Source organism: Bacillus sp. S10(2024), from assembly GCF_050473865.1.
Taxonomy (GTDB): Bacteria; Bacillota; Bacilli; order Bacillales; family Bacillaceae_G; genus Bacillus_A.
In genome coordinates this window covers 4,322,463-4,338,148 of the sequence record NZ_JBFLUR010000002.1, presented here as the reverse complement: position 1 = coordinate 4,338,148, position 15,686 = coordinate 4,322,463, and the positions used below count along the sequence as shown (strand labels likewise).

General features: G+C 39.9%; 15 protein-coding genes. 7 read left to right on the top strand and 8 right to left on the bottom strand.

What is annotated here, in order from left to right; all coding sequences use genetic code 11:
• Positions 1-152: 152 nt before the first annotated feature.
• The 5 genes from AB1280_RS22060 to AB1280_RS22040 all read right to left on the bottom strand — a co-directional run bounded on the left by AB1280_RS22060 (position 153) and on the right by AB1280_RS22040 (position 4,030).
• On the bottom strand, positions 153-1,322 hold the full coding sequence (locus tag AB1280_RS22060; RefSeq protein ID WP_429757014.1) for a nitrate/nitrite transporter: 1,170 nt from the start codon (positions 1,320-1,322) through the stop codon (positions 153-155).
• Positions 1,323-1,558: 236 nt separating this feature from the next.
• Positions 1,559-1,792, bottom strand: a complete 234-nt coding sequence (gene moaD, locus AB1280_RS22055; RefSeq protein WP_272188529.1) for a molybdopterin converting factor subunit 1 — start codon at positions 1,790-1,792, stop codon at positions 1,559-1,561.
• Entirely contained in the window at positions 1,789-2,259 is a 471-nt protein-coding gene (locus AB1280_RS22050; protein ID WP_272188531.1) for a molybdenum cofactor biosynthesis protein MoaE, read from the bottom strand. Before AB1280_RS22050 ends, moaD begins: the two co-directional genes overlap by 4 nt.
• Positions 2,256-2,777 carry a molybdopterin-guanine dinucleotide biosynthesis protein B gene (gene mobB, locus AB1280_RS22045; RefSeq protein WP_429757013.1) on the bottom strand — a complete coding sequence of 174 codons (522 nt, stop codon included), beginning with the start codon at positions 2,775-2,777 and terminating at the stop codon, positions 2,256-2,258. The genes AB1280_RS22050 and mobB overlap by 4 nt, the downstream gene beginning before the upstream one ends.
• Positions 2,738-4,030 carry a molybdopterin molybdotransferase MoeA gene (locus AB1280_RS22040; protein ID WP_429757012.1) on the bottom strand — a complete coding sequence of 431 codons (1,293 nt, stop codon included), beginning with the start codon at positions 4,028-4,030 and terminating at the stop codon, positions 2,738-2,740. Before AB1280_RS22040 ends, mobB begins: the two co-directional genes overlap by 40 nt.
• 95 nt (positions 4,031-4,125) lie before the next feature.
• Here AB1280_RS22040 and moaC point away from each other — a divergent pair, with 95 nt between their 5' ends.
• On the top strand, positions 4,126-4,614 hold the full coding sequence (gene moaC, locus AB1280_RS22035) for a cyclic pyranopterin monophosphate synthase MoaC (RefSeq protein WP_429757011.1): 489 nt from the start codon (positions 4,126-4,128) through the stop codon (positions 4,612-4,614).
• A 24-nt stretch (positions 4,615-4,638) separates the two neighbouring features.
• On the opposite strand, the gene AB1280_RS22030 is transcribed toward moaC, so the two are convergent.
• Both AB1280_RS22030 and moaA read right to left on the bottom strand, forming a co-directional pair.
• Positions 4,639-5,652 (bottom strand): molybdopterin-synthase adenylyltransferase MoeB, encoded by a 1,014-nt coding sequence (locus tag AB1280_RS22030; RefSeq protein ID WP_429757010.1) that lies wholly within the window; start codon positions 5,650-5,652, stop codon positions 4,639-4,641.
• A gap of 15 nt (positions 5,653-5,667) precedes the next feature.
• A complete protein-coding gene (moaA, locus tag AB1280_RS22025; protein ID WP_429757009.1) occupies positions 5,668-6,681 on the bottom strand; it encodes a GTP 3',8-cyclase MoaA in 1,014 nt (337 codons plus the stop codon).
• A 299-nt stretch (positions 6,682-6,980) separates the two neighbouring features.
• Here moaA and AB1280_RS22020 point away from each other — a divergent pair, with 299 nt between their 5' ends.
• The 5 genes from AB1280_RS22020 to narI all read left to right on the top strand — a co-directional run bounded on the left by AB1280_RS22020 (position 6,981) and on the right by narI (position 14,432).
• Positions 6,981-7,673 carry a Crp/Fnr family transcriptional regulator gene (locus AB1280_RS22020; protein WP_272188539.1) on the top strand — a complete coding sequence of 231 codons (693 nt, stop codon included), beginning with the start codon at positions 6,981-6,983 and terminating at the stop codon, positions 7,671-7,673.
• A gap of 359 nt (positions 7,674-8,032) precedes the next feature.
• A complete protein-coding gene (locus tag AB1280_RS22015; protein WP_429757008.1) occupies positions 8,033-11,716 on the top strand; it encodes a nitrate reductase subunit alpha in 3,684 nt (1,227 codons plus the stop codon).
• The gene (gene narH / locus AB1280_RS22010) at positions 11,706-13,181 is read left to right on the top strand and encodes a nitrate reductase subunit beta (protein WP_429757007.1); all 1,476 of its coding nucleotides are present in this window, start codon (positions 11,706-11,708) and stop codon (positions 13,179-13,181) included. Before AB1280_RS22015 ends, narH begins: the two co-directional genes overlap by 11 nt.
• A 19-nt stretch (positions 13,182-13,200) precedes the next feature.
• Positions 13,201-13,731 carry a nitrate reductase molybdenum cofactor assembly chaperone gene (gene narJ, locus AB1280_RS22005; protein WP_429757006.1) on the top strand — a complete coding sequence of 177 codons (531 nt, stop codon included), beginning with the start codon at positions 13,201-13,203 and terminating at the stop codon, positions 13,729-13,731.
• Positions 13,732-13,748: 17 nt separating this feature from the next.
• On the top strand, positions 13,749-14,432 hold the full coding sequence (gene narI / locus AB1280_RS22000; protein ID WP_272188544.1) for a respiratory nitrate reductase subunit gamma: 684 nt from the start codon (positions 13,749-13,751) through the stop codon (positions 14,430-14,432).
• A 36-nt stretch (positions 14,433-14,468) separates the two neighbouring features.
• On the opposite strand, the gene AB1280_RS21995 is transcribed toward narI, so the two are convergent.
• On the bottom strand, positions 14,469-14,798 hold the full coding sequence (locus AB1280_RS21995; protein ID WP_272188545.1) for a winged helix-turn-helix transcriptional regulator: 330 nt from the start codon (positions 14,796-14,798) through the stop codon (positions 14,469-14,471).
• A 140-nt stretch (positions 14,799-14,938) separates the two neighbouring features.
• On the opposite strand from AB1280_RS21995, the gene AB1280_RS21990 reads away from it, so the two are divergent.
• Positions 14,939-15,610 carry an NAD(P)H-dependent oxidoreductase gene (locus AB1280_RS21990; RefSeq protein WP_429757005.1) on the top strand — a complete coding sequence of 224 codons (672 nt, stop codon included), beginning with the start codon at positions 14,939-14,941 and terminating at the stop codon, positions 15,608-15,610.
• The last annotated feature ends 76 nt before the right edge of the window (positions 15,611-15,686 follow it).

The following is a 15,686-nucleotide window of genomic DNA, read 5'->3' as shown; positions in this document are numbered from 1 at the left end:
CTTATACGATCGAGATAATTCCTCTCAAATTTATCCTACTGCTTTTAGAAAAGGAGAGCCTGATTGGTGAGAGCTTTCTATGAACAATCTCTCCTAAAAAATTTAAAAAGATGTCTCCAAAATCGCAACTTGGAAACACCCTCTTCTACTCTTTATCTATGCTGTAACATCGCAACTAACTTCTCTTGACTATACATCCAAACAGTAATAACTAAACAAGCAAGCGCTACTTCTGATAACGCCATAAACCCAATTGCATAATGGCCTGTTAGTTGGAATAATAACGTTAAGATTAATGGCGGGAAGAAACCACCAAGTCCGCCAAGTGCCGATACAAGACCATTTACAATACCAGCTTGCTTGGAGAAATACATTGGTACAAGTTTAAAGATTGTTCCATTTCCAGTACCAGCGCAAAAAGCAACTAATAAACATCCGAATGTGTATACATTCATCTTTGGCATAAATGATAAAATAATTCCTGCTAATGTTAAACCGGTAAAGACAAAGATTAAAATTTTAAATGGATTAAATTTGTCGCCGAGCCAGCCCCCAATTGGACGCATGATTGTTGCTAAGGCGATAAAACCAGCTGTACGTAATCCAGCATCTACTTTCGCTAAGCCAAAGTGAGATACAAGGAAGTTCGGTAAATAAACTGTAAATGCGACGAACGAACCAAACGTTAAGAAGTAGAAAATACATAAGAACCAAAGTTTTTCATTTTTATATACACCTTTAATTTGTTCCGTTAATGATGTATTTACCTTTTTCTCGTTACGATCTCCTAACAGGAAGTTTGCTAATGCAAATGCAGCGAGTAAGATTAAATACATTTGTACCGTTGTTCTCCAGCCAAATGAAGTTGCAAGTACTGGTGCAAGAAAGGATGTAACCGCTGTTCCTATATTTCCTATTCCGTATATTCCGTTTACAAAACCATGCTTTTCTTTCGGATAGTATTTCAGAAGAGATGTTACCCCTACAGAGAATACCGCGCCGCCAACTCCGGCAAATAAACCGCCAATAATTAAATCTAGCATCGATGTTGCTATACTAATATAAAAGACAGGGAATAATAGAATAATAAAACTAATAAAGAATAGTTTTCTTGCTCCGTAACGATTGGTCCAGTAACCAATTGGAATGCGAAGAATAGAACCTAAAATTACCGGTACTGCCGTGACAAGAGAAATCTGTCCTGCTGTTAATGCAATGTCTGCTTTAATAAATGGCATTAAAGAAGATAAAATCACCCATACCATAAAGCCAAGTATAAGATTTGAAGTTTGTAACCCTAACTGAAAATTCTGATTTTTCATTAATCTCTCCCCCTATTTGTGCAATATTTCACATTTTCTATTGCTTCCCTCCTGCCTAATCACGCTCTTTCCCGCTATTCGCGGGCAATAATCCTCCACCTCAAGATTGAGAGAAGCGAAGAAGATAGGTGAAGGATAACTGCCCGTAAAAGCCCGATTGGTTCAACTAACCATCAGTGGGGGATAAAGCCCCCACTGATGGAAGTTTCACTTTATCATGATTAGGCAGGAAAGAATCACCCGCCGCTTACCGGTGGAATCAACGCAACAACATCACCATCTTGAATCATATCGTCTTCATTTGCATACTCTTCATTAATTGCTACCATTATGTGCTGTGAAAGGGAAACATTGTAGTCTTTCGTTACAAGCTCCTTCAGCTCTGCTACCGTAAGGTTTTGTACATCAATTTGTAATTGGTGTGTTCCAGCTTCTTCTTGTAAATGAGAAAATAATAACACTGTAATCATTCTACATTCTCCTTTCCTGGCTCTCCGTTTGGATACGATGTTTGCTCTAATTGATCGCCAATCCACTTCTCACCGTCTTCCCAAAACTCTTTCTTCCAAATAGGAACAATTTGTTTAATTCGCTCCATAATGTACTCATTTGCCTCGTATGCAGCTTTTCGGTGCGGCGTTGATACAGCAACAACTACCGCAATATCAGAAATTTGCAATGTGCCGATGCGATGCGAAATTGCCACATATGTTCCTGGCCACTTTTCCTTCGTTTCTTCCCCAATTTTGGCAAGCATTTTTTCAGCCATCGAACGGTACGCAGCATATTCTAAGTAAAGCGTACGGCGTCCTTTCGTAAATTCTCGCACTGTACCAATAAATGTCGTCACAGCGCCGCATTCACGGTGAATCACTTTCTGCGCTACTTCTTCAATAGAAATCGGTGTATCTACTACTTCAAAATACGTATTTGTCATTTTGTATCCCTCATTCTTTGTACGAACCAATTTATATACTTTTCATCTTCTGTTATATGGAAGACTTGATAATGTTCTTGCCCTGTTTTTAGAGCCTTATTCCATGTAATAACAGCAATCACATTTTCGACACTTTCTAATAAAGAAGCATCTTCCTCTAACCGAAGTAAAACAACTTTTGGATATCGTTCTTTTTTATATCCTTCAACGATTATGACTTCCGCTTCAAAACACGTATACAAACGAATGATTTTTTCTAAAGACCAGTCGCGCTCAGCGGATAAAGACAATAATCCATCCCCTTCCACTGCGTTGACAATTGCTCCAGCCAGGCGATGACGTTCGCTATCTTTTTGCAGGGGCAATTCTGGATATCCTCCGTGCCCATGATGCTTAATCGCTCCTACTTTCACACCTTCATTTGTTAACGCTTTAATCAGCTTCTCTGTCAATGTTGTCTTCCCGCTATTCTGATACCCTACGATTTGTAAGACTGGAACGGCTCTTTCCATGGCCACTCACTTCCTTGCTCTCTGTCTAATAAAAGGACAGTAACTGTCATACCTTCTTCAAAACCACGCGTGCCACCTGGCAAAACGATAAACGCATTCGCATCAGCGAGTGAAGAAACCGCACTGGATTTATCAAGTCCAACTGGCACAACTTGCAGCCTTCCGTTTACAATTTCTACTTTCCCTCTAACAAAGCGTGTAAATGGATTTGCTTTCGGGAACCCCTTCATTAAAACGGCATCGCTGCGGTACATATGAGGCTCTTTCATCTGTAGAAATGTTCGAACAACCGGACGTACAAACAATTCAAATCCAACATAACAAGCAGATGGATTCCCTGATAATCCAAACAATAACTTTCCATTTACTTCTGCTACTGTCGTTACACTTCCCGGACGCATCGCGACTTTATTGAACAGTACGTTCGCTCCAAGCTTTTCATAAATAGCTGGCAAGTAGTCATAATCACCAACTGACACACCGCCTGTCGTAATGAGAATATCGACTTCTTCCATTGTCTTTTTTACCATCTCATAACAAGTATCAAAGTCATCCGCAAATTGGCCATAATATCGAACCGTTCCTCCTGCTTGCATAATTTGCGCACCGATCATATATGAGTTACTGTTGCGAATTTTCCCTGGTTCAAGCGGCTCATGAACTTCTAACAATTCACTTCCTGTCGTCACAATTCCAATAACCGGACGCTTTATGACAGCTACTTCACTATAACCAAACGTTGCAAGAAGCGCTGCCACTCCTGGATTAACCATCGTTCCTTTTTCAACAAGTACATGATGCTTCCTTACATCTTCACCCTTACGAGAAATATTATCGCCTGACTGAAACGGACGCTTCAATTTCATATATGTCTTTTCGTCTTTTTGGGATCCTTCCGTAAGCTCCAGCATGACAACCGCATCACAACCAGTTGGAATTGCTGCACCAGTCATAATTCGCACCGCCTGAAATGCCTTCACTTCCTCTGTAAAAACAGAACCAGCTCCAATTTCTCCAACAACTTCAAACTCGGCCGGATGTTCATAACTTGCTTTCTTCGTATCTTCTGCCCGAACTGCAAAACCATCGTACGGCGATCGGTCAAAATGAGGCACATCATGATCAGCAGTTACATCTTCCCCAAGAATTCGTCTATAACTTTCCGTAAGTGGTACGCGCTCAATTTCTCCGCGCTGTGCATACTCCATCACACGCGCTACTGCATCGCTAACAGCAATTGGTATTCGTTTTTCTAGCATCATTTTCACCCCATATTTGCAAAATATCACATCTTTATTACACTTATTGTTGTACAATGCTAATCATAATAGCAATTACTTCAAGGAGGAATTTCATGTCTTCATTTACTCATTTTAACGACCAAGGCCGCGCCAAGATGGTGGATATTAGCGACAAAAAAGTTACTGTACGCACAGCTATCGCTCGTTCAAGCATCATTGTGACAAAAGAAATTTATGATAAAATCACTCATAATGAAATCGGAAAAGGCGATGTCCTAGCCGTTGCACAAATCGCTGGTATTATGGCCGCAAAGCGCACTTCTGATATTATTCCGATGTGTCATCCACTACTTCTAAAAGGTGTTGATATTTCCTTTGACTGGCATATTGCAGATGAACAATATCGTTTACTTATTGAAGTAAAAGTAAAAACAGAAGGCAGCACCGGCGTTGAAATGGAAGCCTTAACTTCTGCTTCCGCTACCGCTCTTACCGTATATGACATGTGTAAGGCTGTCGACAAAGGCATGATTATCGGTGAAACATACCTGTCTGAAAAAACAGGTGGCAAAAGCGGTGATTATATAAGAAATCAGTCTTAATCCAAGGGGGTGTTCCCTTTGGATTCACCCTATATAACGCGCATATAATCGTTTTGCCACTTGTATATCATTTGTACCATGAACAAAGGCCCGACCATCTTGAAATAAAACAAAACGATATTCATCAGTATGAAAGGATAATAAGTATGGCGTCCTCTGTACTGGCACGCTTTTTTGTAAGCGCTTTTCTATTTCTTCTAAGTTAAGAGGCTGATTTATGCCTGGACGTACTTGAACCGTATTACGGCCGCATAATACTTCTGTTTTCGTTTGCGCTTCAAATGTTAAGCTTGGATATGTACGAAGTTTGCCGCATGATAGACAGTTTTCTTTTTTCTGCCGGTTTACTTTAAATGCCATATATTGATTGTTCCAAAGATCAAATGATACCATCGTTTCCCTTAGTGCTGCAAAGTCTCCAACTAATATTTTTAAAGCTTCAGCAACTTGATAAGCAACGACCATTTGCACGGCTGGTTGAATAATTCCTGCTGTATCACACGTTGCTCCGCTCGTTGGATGTTCCATTAAACAGCGAAAGCACGGTGTTTTCCCTGGGATAATCGTATACGTTACACCGTAACTCCCAACACAGCCACCATATATCCACGGAACGCTATACTTTTGTGAAATATCATTGATAAGAAGACGTGTATCGAAATTATCCGTCGCGTCGATCATAACATCCACGTTTTGCACAAGCCGCTCGATTTCTTGCACCGTTACATCTGTTACAACTGGCTCAATATCTACCTCAGAATTAATTCGTCTTAAATGCTGCGCCGCTGCAACTGCTTTTGGCACATAGCCCTTTGCATCTTCTTCTGTATATAATTGCTGCCTTTGCAAATTGCTCCATTCGACATAATCTCGATCAGCAATCGTCAACTTGCCAACTCCAGCCCGAACAAGCGCTTCAGCATTTGCTGTACCAAGTGCACCAGCACCGATAATGAATACGTGTTTTTCACTTAAATTGCGCTGACCAGCTTCCCCTATCTCAGAAAATAGTATTTGCCGTGAGTACCGCTCTTGCATCTTAACCCCTTCTCCCTATCCGCCAATATATGACATTTCAATTTTCGGGCGGTTATTTACACTTTCTTCCGTTCGTTCATCTGAATAACGATCATTACGCTTATTCCACACATCTTTCACGATTTGAAACAATTCCTCATCATCTACTCCACCACGGATCAGCGCTCGTAAATCTGTTCCTGTCGTTGCAAATAAACAAGTATACAACTGACCTTCTGCTGAAATGCGCGCTCGCGTACAAGAAGAACAAAACGATTCAGAAACAGAAGTAATAAAACCAACTTCGGCTTCAGTTCCAACATATCGATATCGCTTGGCTACTTCACCGAAATAATGAGGATCTATCGGTTCAATTGGATACGTATGTCCAATCATATCGATTAACTCTTTCTTCGTAATAACTTGTTTAAAATTCCAGCCGTTCGTACTTCCAACATCCATAAATTCGATAAAGCGAAGAGGGATGCACCGCTCTTTACAATAAGCGGCCATCTTCAAAATTTGGTTATCATTCATGCCCTTTTTCACGACCATATTGATTTTTACATCTAAGCCAGCGGATTTTGCTTCTTCAATTCCTCGTAATACAGGTTTTGTGCTTACATTGCGGCCATTAATACGTCGAAATACATCATCATCTAACGCATCTAAGCTGACGTTTACTCGCTGTAAACCGGCTTCTTTCAATGCCTTTGCTTGCTTTGTTAAATGAATGCCATTTGTCGTTAGTCCAATATCTGTTAAACCTTCTATTTTTACAAGACGTTTAATAAGCTGTGGTAAATCTTTACGAAGTAACGGTTCGCCGCCAGTTAAGCGAATTTTTCTTACGCCCATACGAACAAAAAGCATAGCTAATCGCTCAATCTCGTCAAACGTAAGTAGAAACTCTTCTTTTAAAAATGCATAATCTGGTCCAAACACTTCGGCTGGCATACAATACGTACACCGAAAATTACAACGATCAATGACAGAAATGCGTAAATCTTGAAGTGGACGCTGCCATACATCTATAATCTTCTCAGTCATCTTCACCCCTCCTTCTTGCTGTATGTCTACTTTTATTCTATTATAATATATTTTTAAACTAGGGTGTTTTTGCTCTTACACTTTATCTTTTTTTGGCTGTCTTTCATTTGTCTTCATCATAAAAAAGAACAACAATCTATGTTGTGATATTTCTCACATCAATTTCCTCATTCAAACATTCTTCACAAATGTGTTCAAAAACTGTTCACAATTAGGCAAAGGAAAAAATCTCTTGCATTTTTACTATATTTATATTCAAAATAAGAAATAGACTATTCGGAAAAAAAGGGGTGATTGCTGTGGCAAACAGTACTGCATTATCAAATGATTTAAAAGAATTACTCGCATCTGTTGAATATAAAATGCAAATAAACAAATCCCATTATATTTTCCAAGAAGGTATGGAGGCAAAAGAACTATATATTATTCACTCAGGAAAAGTACAAATTAGTAAAATTAGCGCCGACGGTCAAGAATTGACACTGCGCATTTGTTCGGAGAATGATATTATTGGGGAGCTTACATTATTTACGGAAGACGCCAAATATTTATTAAATGCAAAAGTGCTTGAACATGCAGAAATTGGCGTCATTAAGCGGGATGCATTAGAAAAAGCATTGCTGGAAAAACCAGCTCTTGCCTTTGAATTTATGAGGTGGGTTAGTGAACATTTACGAAGAATGCAAACGAAGTTTCGTGATTTAGTATTGCATGGCAAAAAGGGCGCACTCTACTCCACTCTCATTCGCATGACGAATAGTTATGGCATTTTAAAAGAAGATGGTATTCTTATCGATCTTCCATTAACGAATCAAGAGCTTGCAAACTTCTGTGCAACCTCCCGTGAAAGTGTCAATCGCATGTTAAATGATTTAAAAAAACAAGACATTATTTCGATTCATAAAGGAAAAATCACCATTCATAATTTACACTTTTTAAAATGTGCAATCTCTTGTGAAGATTGTCCTACTTCTATTTGTAGTATTGAGTAGCATCTCATTTAGATGCTGCTCTTTTTCTTTATTCTACACCCTCACCGTGTTTTGCAATGTGCAAAATGTCACACCTTCTCGATTTTCCCCTTACACACTCGTAATTTTTTGACAATCTGTTGAACTGTGATAGATATCACATCCCTATTTTGCATGCCCTCTTATAGTGAAAGTAAGCAAGAGAGACGCAATAAAGTGAAACTTCCATCAGTGGGGATTTTCTTCATTTCCCACTGATGGTTAGTTGAACCAATCGGGCTTTTACGGGTAGTTATCCCCAAACTATTTTCTGCGTTTCTCTCTGCATTTTGAAATGGGGGTCTTACTGCCCGTTAAAGCGGGATAAAGGAGTGAACAATATGAAAAAGAAATTATCACCACTTATGCAACGTTTAAAATATTTTTCGCCAATAGATCGTTATAACGATAATCATACGCAAGAAACATATGAAGACCGAGAATGGGAAAATGCCTATCGAAAGCGATGGCAACATGATAAAGTAATCCGCTCCACACACGGCGTAAACTGCACCGGTTCTTGCAGCTGGAACATTTACGTAAAAGATGGGATTGTCACTTGGGAAGGCCAAGAGCTAAATTATCCGTCTACTGGTCCTGATATGCCAGACTTTGAGCCACGCGGATGTCCGCGCGGAGCAAGCTTTTCCTGGTACATCTACAGCCCGCTTCGTGTGAAATATCCATATGTACGCGGCGTTCTTTGGAATATGTGGCAAGAAGAATTACAAAAACATGAATCACCGTTAGATGCTTGGAAAAGCATTGTTGAAAATCCGGAAAAAGCACGCACATATAAAAGCGCTCGCGGAAAAGGTGGATTCATTCGTGCAAGTTGGGATGAAGTATTACAGCTCGTTGCCGCTTCCTTACTATATACAGTAATCAAGTATGGTCCTGATCGAAATGTTGGCTTCTCGCCAATTCCTGCGATGTCAATGTTAAGTCACGCAGCTGGTAGTCGCTTTATGCAGCTTATGGGCGGGCCGATGCTGAGCTTCTACGATTGGTACGCTGACTTACCGCCAGCTTCACCACAAATTTGGGGTGATCAAACGGATGTGCCAGAAAGTAGTGATTGGTACAACGCTGGCTACATTATGACATGGGGCTCTAACGTACCACTAACACGGACACCAGATGCCCACTTCTTAGCAGAAGTGCGCTATAAAGGAACGAAAGTCGTTTCTGTTAGCCCTGATTTTGCCGAATCAACAAAATTCGCTGATGACTGGATCAGTGTAAAACAAGGAACAGACGGGGCACTTGCAATGGCAATGGGGCACGTTATTTTACAAGAATTCTACGTGGACAAACAAGTAGACTATTTCATAAATTATGCAAAACAATACACAGATTTCCCGTTCCTTGTCACGTTAAACCAGCAAGAAGGTCAATTTGTTGCAGATCGTTTCTTAAATGCCGCTGATATCGGCCGGGAAACAAAGCTTGGCGAATGGAAACCTGTTCTTTGGAACGATAACAGTCATGATTTCGCTACGCCGCACGGCACAATGGGCTCACGCTGGGATAACGAGAAAAAATGGAACTTGCGTTTAGAAGATGAACAAACAGGCGAAAAAATTGATCCGCGTCTTTCTTTACTTGGTATGGAAGATGCAATTGGAACCGTACAAATTCCATACTTTTCTGATGACGGAAATGAAGTATTAGAACGTACCATTCCAGTGAAAAAAATTACAACGCCAAACGGTGACCTTTTCGTAACAACTGTCTACGATTTAACATTAGCAAACTACGGTGTGGACCGCGGTCTTGGCGGCCCGGAACCAAAGAGCTTTGATGAAGATGCTCCGTTTACACCAGCATGGCAAGAAAAAATGACAGGTGTAAAACGAGAACTTATTATTCAAATCGCTCGTGAATTTGCGCAAAATGCCGTTGATACAAATGGACGCTCAATGATTATTGTCGGCGCTGGCATTAACCATTGGTTTAACTCAGATACAATTTACCGCGCTGTCTTAAACCTCGTTCTTCTCGTTGGAGCACAAGGGGTAAACGGCGGCGGCTGGGCTCATTATGTCGGCCAAGAAAAATTACGTCCGGCAGAAGGTTGGCAAACCATCGCAACAGCAAAAGATTGGCAAGGCCCGCCGAAACTGCAAAACGGTACATCCTTCTTCTATTTCGTTACAGATCAGTGGCGCTATGAAGATACACCAGTTGGACATTTAGCATCACCAGTTGTCGGCAACTCACGCTATCAGCACCACGGTGATTACAATGTGTTGGCAGCTCGCCTTGGCTGGTTACCATCCTATCCAACATTCGAGAAAAACGGAATTGAATTATATAAAGAAGCAGTCGCTAATGGTGCAACAACCCAGGAAGAAATCGGGAAATATGTTGCAGATAAGCTAAAAAACAAAGAGCTAAAATTTGCGATTGAAGACCCTGATAACAAAAATAACTTCCCGCGCAATTTATTCGTTTGGCGCGCAAATTTAATCTCAAGTTCTGGTAAAGGACACGAGTATTTCTTAAAACATTTATTAGGTACAACAAACGGATTAATGAACGACGATAGTGATTCATTACGACCAGAAGAAATCAAGTGGCATGAAGAAGCACCTGAAGGAAAACTTGATCTACTTATCAACTTAGATTTCCGTATGGCTGGAACAGCACTATACTCTGATATCGTTCTTCCTGCTTCAACGTGGTATGAAAAGCATGATTTAAGCAGTACAGATATGCATCCGTTCGTGCATCCATTTAACCCGGCAATTGGGTCACCGTGGGAAGCTCGTTCTGATTGGGATATTTTCTGCTCCCTTTCAAAAGCAGTTTCTGATTTAGCACAAAAGTTAGACCTTGAGCCAATGAAAGAAGTTGTTGCAACACCGCTTCTTCACGATACACCGCAAGAATTAGCACAGCCGCTTGGACAAATTAAAGATTGGAGCAAAGGGGAATGTGAGCCAATCCCAGGCAAAACAATGCCGCAAATACATGTTGTAGAACGTGATTATAAAACGATTTATGACAAAATGACCGCACTCGGGCCAAACGTTGGAAAACAGCCAATTGGCACGAAAGGTATCTCTTGGTCTGCGGAAAAAGAATACGAACAATTAAAGAGTAAATTAGGTGTAATTCGCACTGATTCTATTGCGAAAGGATGCCCTAACATAACAGAAGCAATCAATGCTGCTGAAGCTGTGTTAACTCTTTCTTCGACAACAAATGGTCATATGGCAGTAAAAGCATGGGAAGCGCTTGAAAAACAAACGGATTTACAACTGCGTGATTTGGCAGAAGAGCGTGAAGAAGAATGCTTCACATTTGAACAAATTACAGCACAGCCAAAAACAGTTATTACATCACCTGCTTTTAGTGGTTCTGAAAAAGGAGGACGCCGTTATTCACCGTTTACAACAAATGTGGAGCGTCTCATTCCTTGGCGAACAATAACAGGGCGTCAATCTTTCTACTTAGATCACGACATGATGAAGGAATTTGGCGAAACAATGGCAACGTTCAAACCAATTTTACAACATAAGCCGTTCCGAAAATCTCGCCCTGAAGTAGAAGGAAAAGAAATTACACTAAACTATTTAACACCGCATAATAAGTGGTCTATTCATAGTATGTACTTTGATGCACTGCCGATGTTAACGTTGTTCCGCGGCGGGCCAACAGTATGGATGAATAAAGATGATGCCCTTGATGCCGGTGTTGCTGATAATGACTGGATTGAATGCTTTAACCGAAACGGGGTCGTTGTTGCACGTGCTGTCGTCACACACCGCATGCCTCGTGGAATGGCGTTTATGCATCATGCACAAGATCGCCACATTAACGTGCCTGGTACGAATTTAACAAGTAACCGCGGGGGAACACATAATAGCCCAACGCGTATTCACGTAAAACCAACTCATATGATCGGCGGATACGGTCAATTAAGTTACGGCTTTAACTACTATGGCCCAACTGGAAACCAACGCGACTTAAATGTCGTCATCCGCAAACTGAAGGAGGTAGATTGGCTTGAAGATTAAAGCACAAGTCGGAATGGTAATGAACCTTGATAAATGCATCGGCTGCCACACTTGTAGCGTAACATGCAAAAACACCTGGACGAATCGTCCAGGTGCTGAATATATGTACTTTAATAACGTGGAAACAAAACCGGGCATCGGCTATCCAAAACAATGGGAAGATCAAGAAAAATATAAAGGCGGCTGGGAGCTGAAAAACGGAGACCTTCAGTTGAAATCCGGTTCAAAAACGAAACGTCTCATGAACATTTTCCATAACCCCGATCAACCAACAATTGATGATTACTTTGAGCCTTGGAACTACGATTATGAAACATTAACAAACAGTCCACAGCGAAAGCACCAACCAGTTGCTCGCCCAAAATCAGCTATTACAGGTGAATTTATCGATAAGATTGAATGGGGACCAAACTGGGAAGATGATTTAGCTGGCGGGCATATAACAGGCTTACAAGATCCAAACGTCAAGAAAATGGAAGAAGAAATTAAAACGGATTTTGAAAATGTATTCATGATGTACTTACCTCGTATTTGCGAGCACTGCATCAATCCGTCATGCGTATCTTCTTGTCCATCCGGTGCTATGTATAAGCGTGATGAAGATGGCATTGTCCTTGTCGACCAAAATGCATGCCGTGCTTGGAGATTCTGCGTATCTTCTTGCCCGTATAAAAAAGTGTATTTCAACTGGCAAACGAATAAAGCTGAAAAATGTACGATGTGCTTCCCGCGTATTGAAGCTGGTATGCCAACAATTTGTTCGGAAACATGCGTCGGACGCATCCGTTACATCGGAGTTATGTTATATGACGCTGACAAAGTAAAAGAAGCTGCATCTGTACCAGATGAAAAAGACTTATACCATTCGCAGCTTAACGTATTCCTAGACCCAAATGATCCAGAAGTAGCTGCTGAAGCAAAGAAACAAGGTATTCCAGAAGAATGGATCAAAGCTGCTCAGCAATCACCAATTTATAAAATGATTATCGATTGGAAAATTGCTCTTCCTCTTCATCCAGAGTATCGTACATTGCCAATGGTTTGGTATATTCCGCCATTAAGTCCGATTATGAACATGGTCGAAGGAAAAGGAAGCAACTGGCAAGCAGAAGAAATTTTCCCTGCTATTGATAATATGCGTATTCCAATTCAATACTTAGCAAATTTATTAACTGCAGGGGATGAATCTCATATTCGTCTTACATTGAAAAAAATGGCTGTCATGCGTACTCATATGAGAGCATTGCAAATAAATAAAGAACCAAATGAAGCTGTATTAAAAGAACTGAACTTAACAAAAGAAGACGTTGAAGATATGTATCGTCTTCTTGCGATTGCGAAATATAAGGATCGTTTTGTTATTCCAACTTCTCACCGCGAGCAAGTGGCAGACCTTTATAACGAGCAAGGAAGTTGCGGTCTTTCCTTTGCCGGCGGTCCTGGCTCTTGTATGACAATCTCTTAAAATAAAGGAGGTAACAATTATGAATCAAAGTTTACAAACAGCGTTTTCTTGTTCTTCCTTTCTTCTCTCCTATCCTGAACGAGGATGGAGAGAAGCACTTCCTCATGTACAGAGTGAGATTCAAACGATCCAACATGAGAAAATTCGCACTACCCTTACAACGTTTATCGAACAAGCAAAACAAAAAACAAATGATGAATTAATTCAATCATTTGTATATACATTTGATTTTGGCAAAAAAACAAATATGTATCTCACTTATATGAATACTGGTGAACAACGAGAACGAGGAATTGAACTGCTAGAACTAAAACAACACTATCAAAAAGCAGGCTTCGCTGTAACAGATAAAGAACTGCCCGATTATTTACCGCTTATGTTAGAATTTCTCGCAAATGCCGGTGAAGAAGATAGTGAACCGATTATGAAAAAATATGAAAGCAATATCGAGGCATTGCATCAACAATTAAAAGACACAAACAGTATGCACGAACCAATTGTAAGGTGCATCCTTACTGCTATTCGTGCATGGCAGTATGAAATAAACTAGAAAGGAGTACGGCAAAGATGATGGATCAATTTTTATGGGTACTCTTTCCCTATATCATTTTAGTCATTTTCATTGGTGGACATATTTTTAGATACAACTACGATCAATTTGGCTGGACATCAAAATCTAGTGAACTATTAGAGAAGAAAATGCTCCGAATCGGAAGTTTACTATTTCATTTTGGTATTATGTTCGTAATTGGCGGGCATGTTATGGGAATTTTAATCCCCGAATCTGTCTACAGTTCTCTTGGCATTTCTGAACATACGTATCATATAATGGCAATCGGCTTCGGCCTTCCAGCAGGTATTGCTTCTGTAATCGGATTATTCATTTTAACGTATCGCCGCTTTACCGTAAAACGTATTATCGCAACAAGTACAACCGGAGACTACGTTGCTCTCATCTTGTTGCTCATCGTAATGCTTGCAGGACTTTCTTCTACATTTTTAAATATCGATTCAAACGGTTTTGATTATCGAACAACGATTGGCCCATGGTTCCGCAGCCTCTTTATTTTCCAGCCTAAAGCAGAGTATATGGCGGAGGTGCCAATTTGGTTTAAAATTCATATCATTGCAGCTATGGGACTCTTTGCAACATGGCCATTTACAAGACTTGTTCATGTCTTTAGCGTACCGGTGAAATACTTACGACGCAGTTATATCATTTATCGAAAAAGAAAACCGGTAAAATTTTAATAAAAAAAGTGTGCAACACCTTGATTGCACACTTTTTTATTTTTGCTTTATTTGTGTTCGATACTGATTTCCCCAATCACGCATCATTATGATAATCGGAATTAACGACTTTCCGAACTCAGTTAACGAGTATTCAACCTTCGGAGGTACTTCCTTATATATTTCACGGTGAATCACACCATCAGCCTCTAGCTCTCGTAATTGTCTCGTTAACATTCGCTGTGTGATACCAGGCATCAATCGTAAAAATTGATTAAAGCGAATTTCTCCATTTATTAAATGAAATAGAATTACACCTTTCCATTTTCCGCCGATTACATCTAATGTGACTTCTACCGAACAACGACGTATACTCTCCTTCTCCATCTCATCACTCTCCATTAGTATACATTTTGATACTATATGTCAAAAATGTGCGTACTTACACTTGTAATTATATTATAGTAAAATTCATTTTGTAATCGACTTACTAAGAGAAAGTAAATTATCAAAAGGTGGTTATTGAAATGAAAAATACAAAAGAAGAAATTTTAAAAGCCTATGAATTTAGACATGCATGCAAAGTATTTGATGTAAATAAAAAAATCTCTGATGAAGATTTTCACTTTATTCTCGAAACAGGCCGTCTATCTCCAAGTTCATTTGGCTTTGAACCTTGGAAATTTGTTGTAATTCAAAATCAAAATCTTCGTCAAAAACTTCTTCCAGTGGCATGGGGAGCACAAAAACAATTACCAACAGCCAGCCATTTTGTTGTGATTTTAGCTCGAAAAAAAGAAGATATGATGTATAACTCTTCTTATATTTCTAACTTTATGAAAAACATCCAAAATCTCCCCCCAGAAGTAGTAGATGCGAAAAGTAATTTTTATAAAACGTTCCAAGAATCCGATTTTAATTTATTAGAAAGTGATCGTGCTATGTTTGATTGGGCTTCTAAACAAACATATATTGCTCTAGGTAATATGATGACTGCAGCTGCTCAAATCGGTATCGATTCTTGTCCTATTGAAGGCTTTCAGCAAGAAAAAGTAGAATCCCTTTTACGAGAAGAAGGCATTATTTTTGGAGAGGCATTTGGTGTCTCTTGTTTAGTAGCATTCGGCTATCGATTAGAAGAACCTCAACGTGAAAAAACCCGTCAAACAATGGATATGGTTGTTGAATGGATAAAATGAATGAAAGCATCCATCAGTGAGGAGTTTTCCCTCCCCCACTGATGGATGCTTTTTTAGAAGTAATAAGCCTGTACTT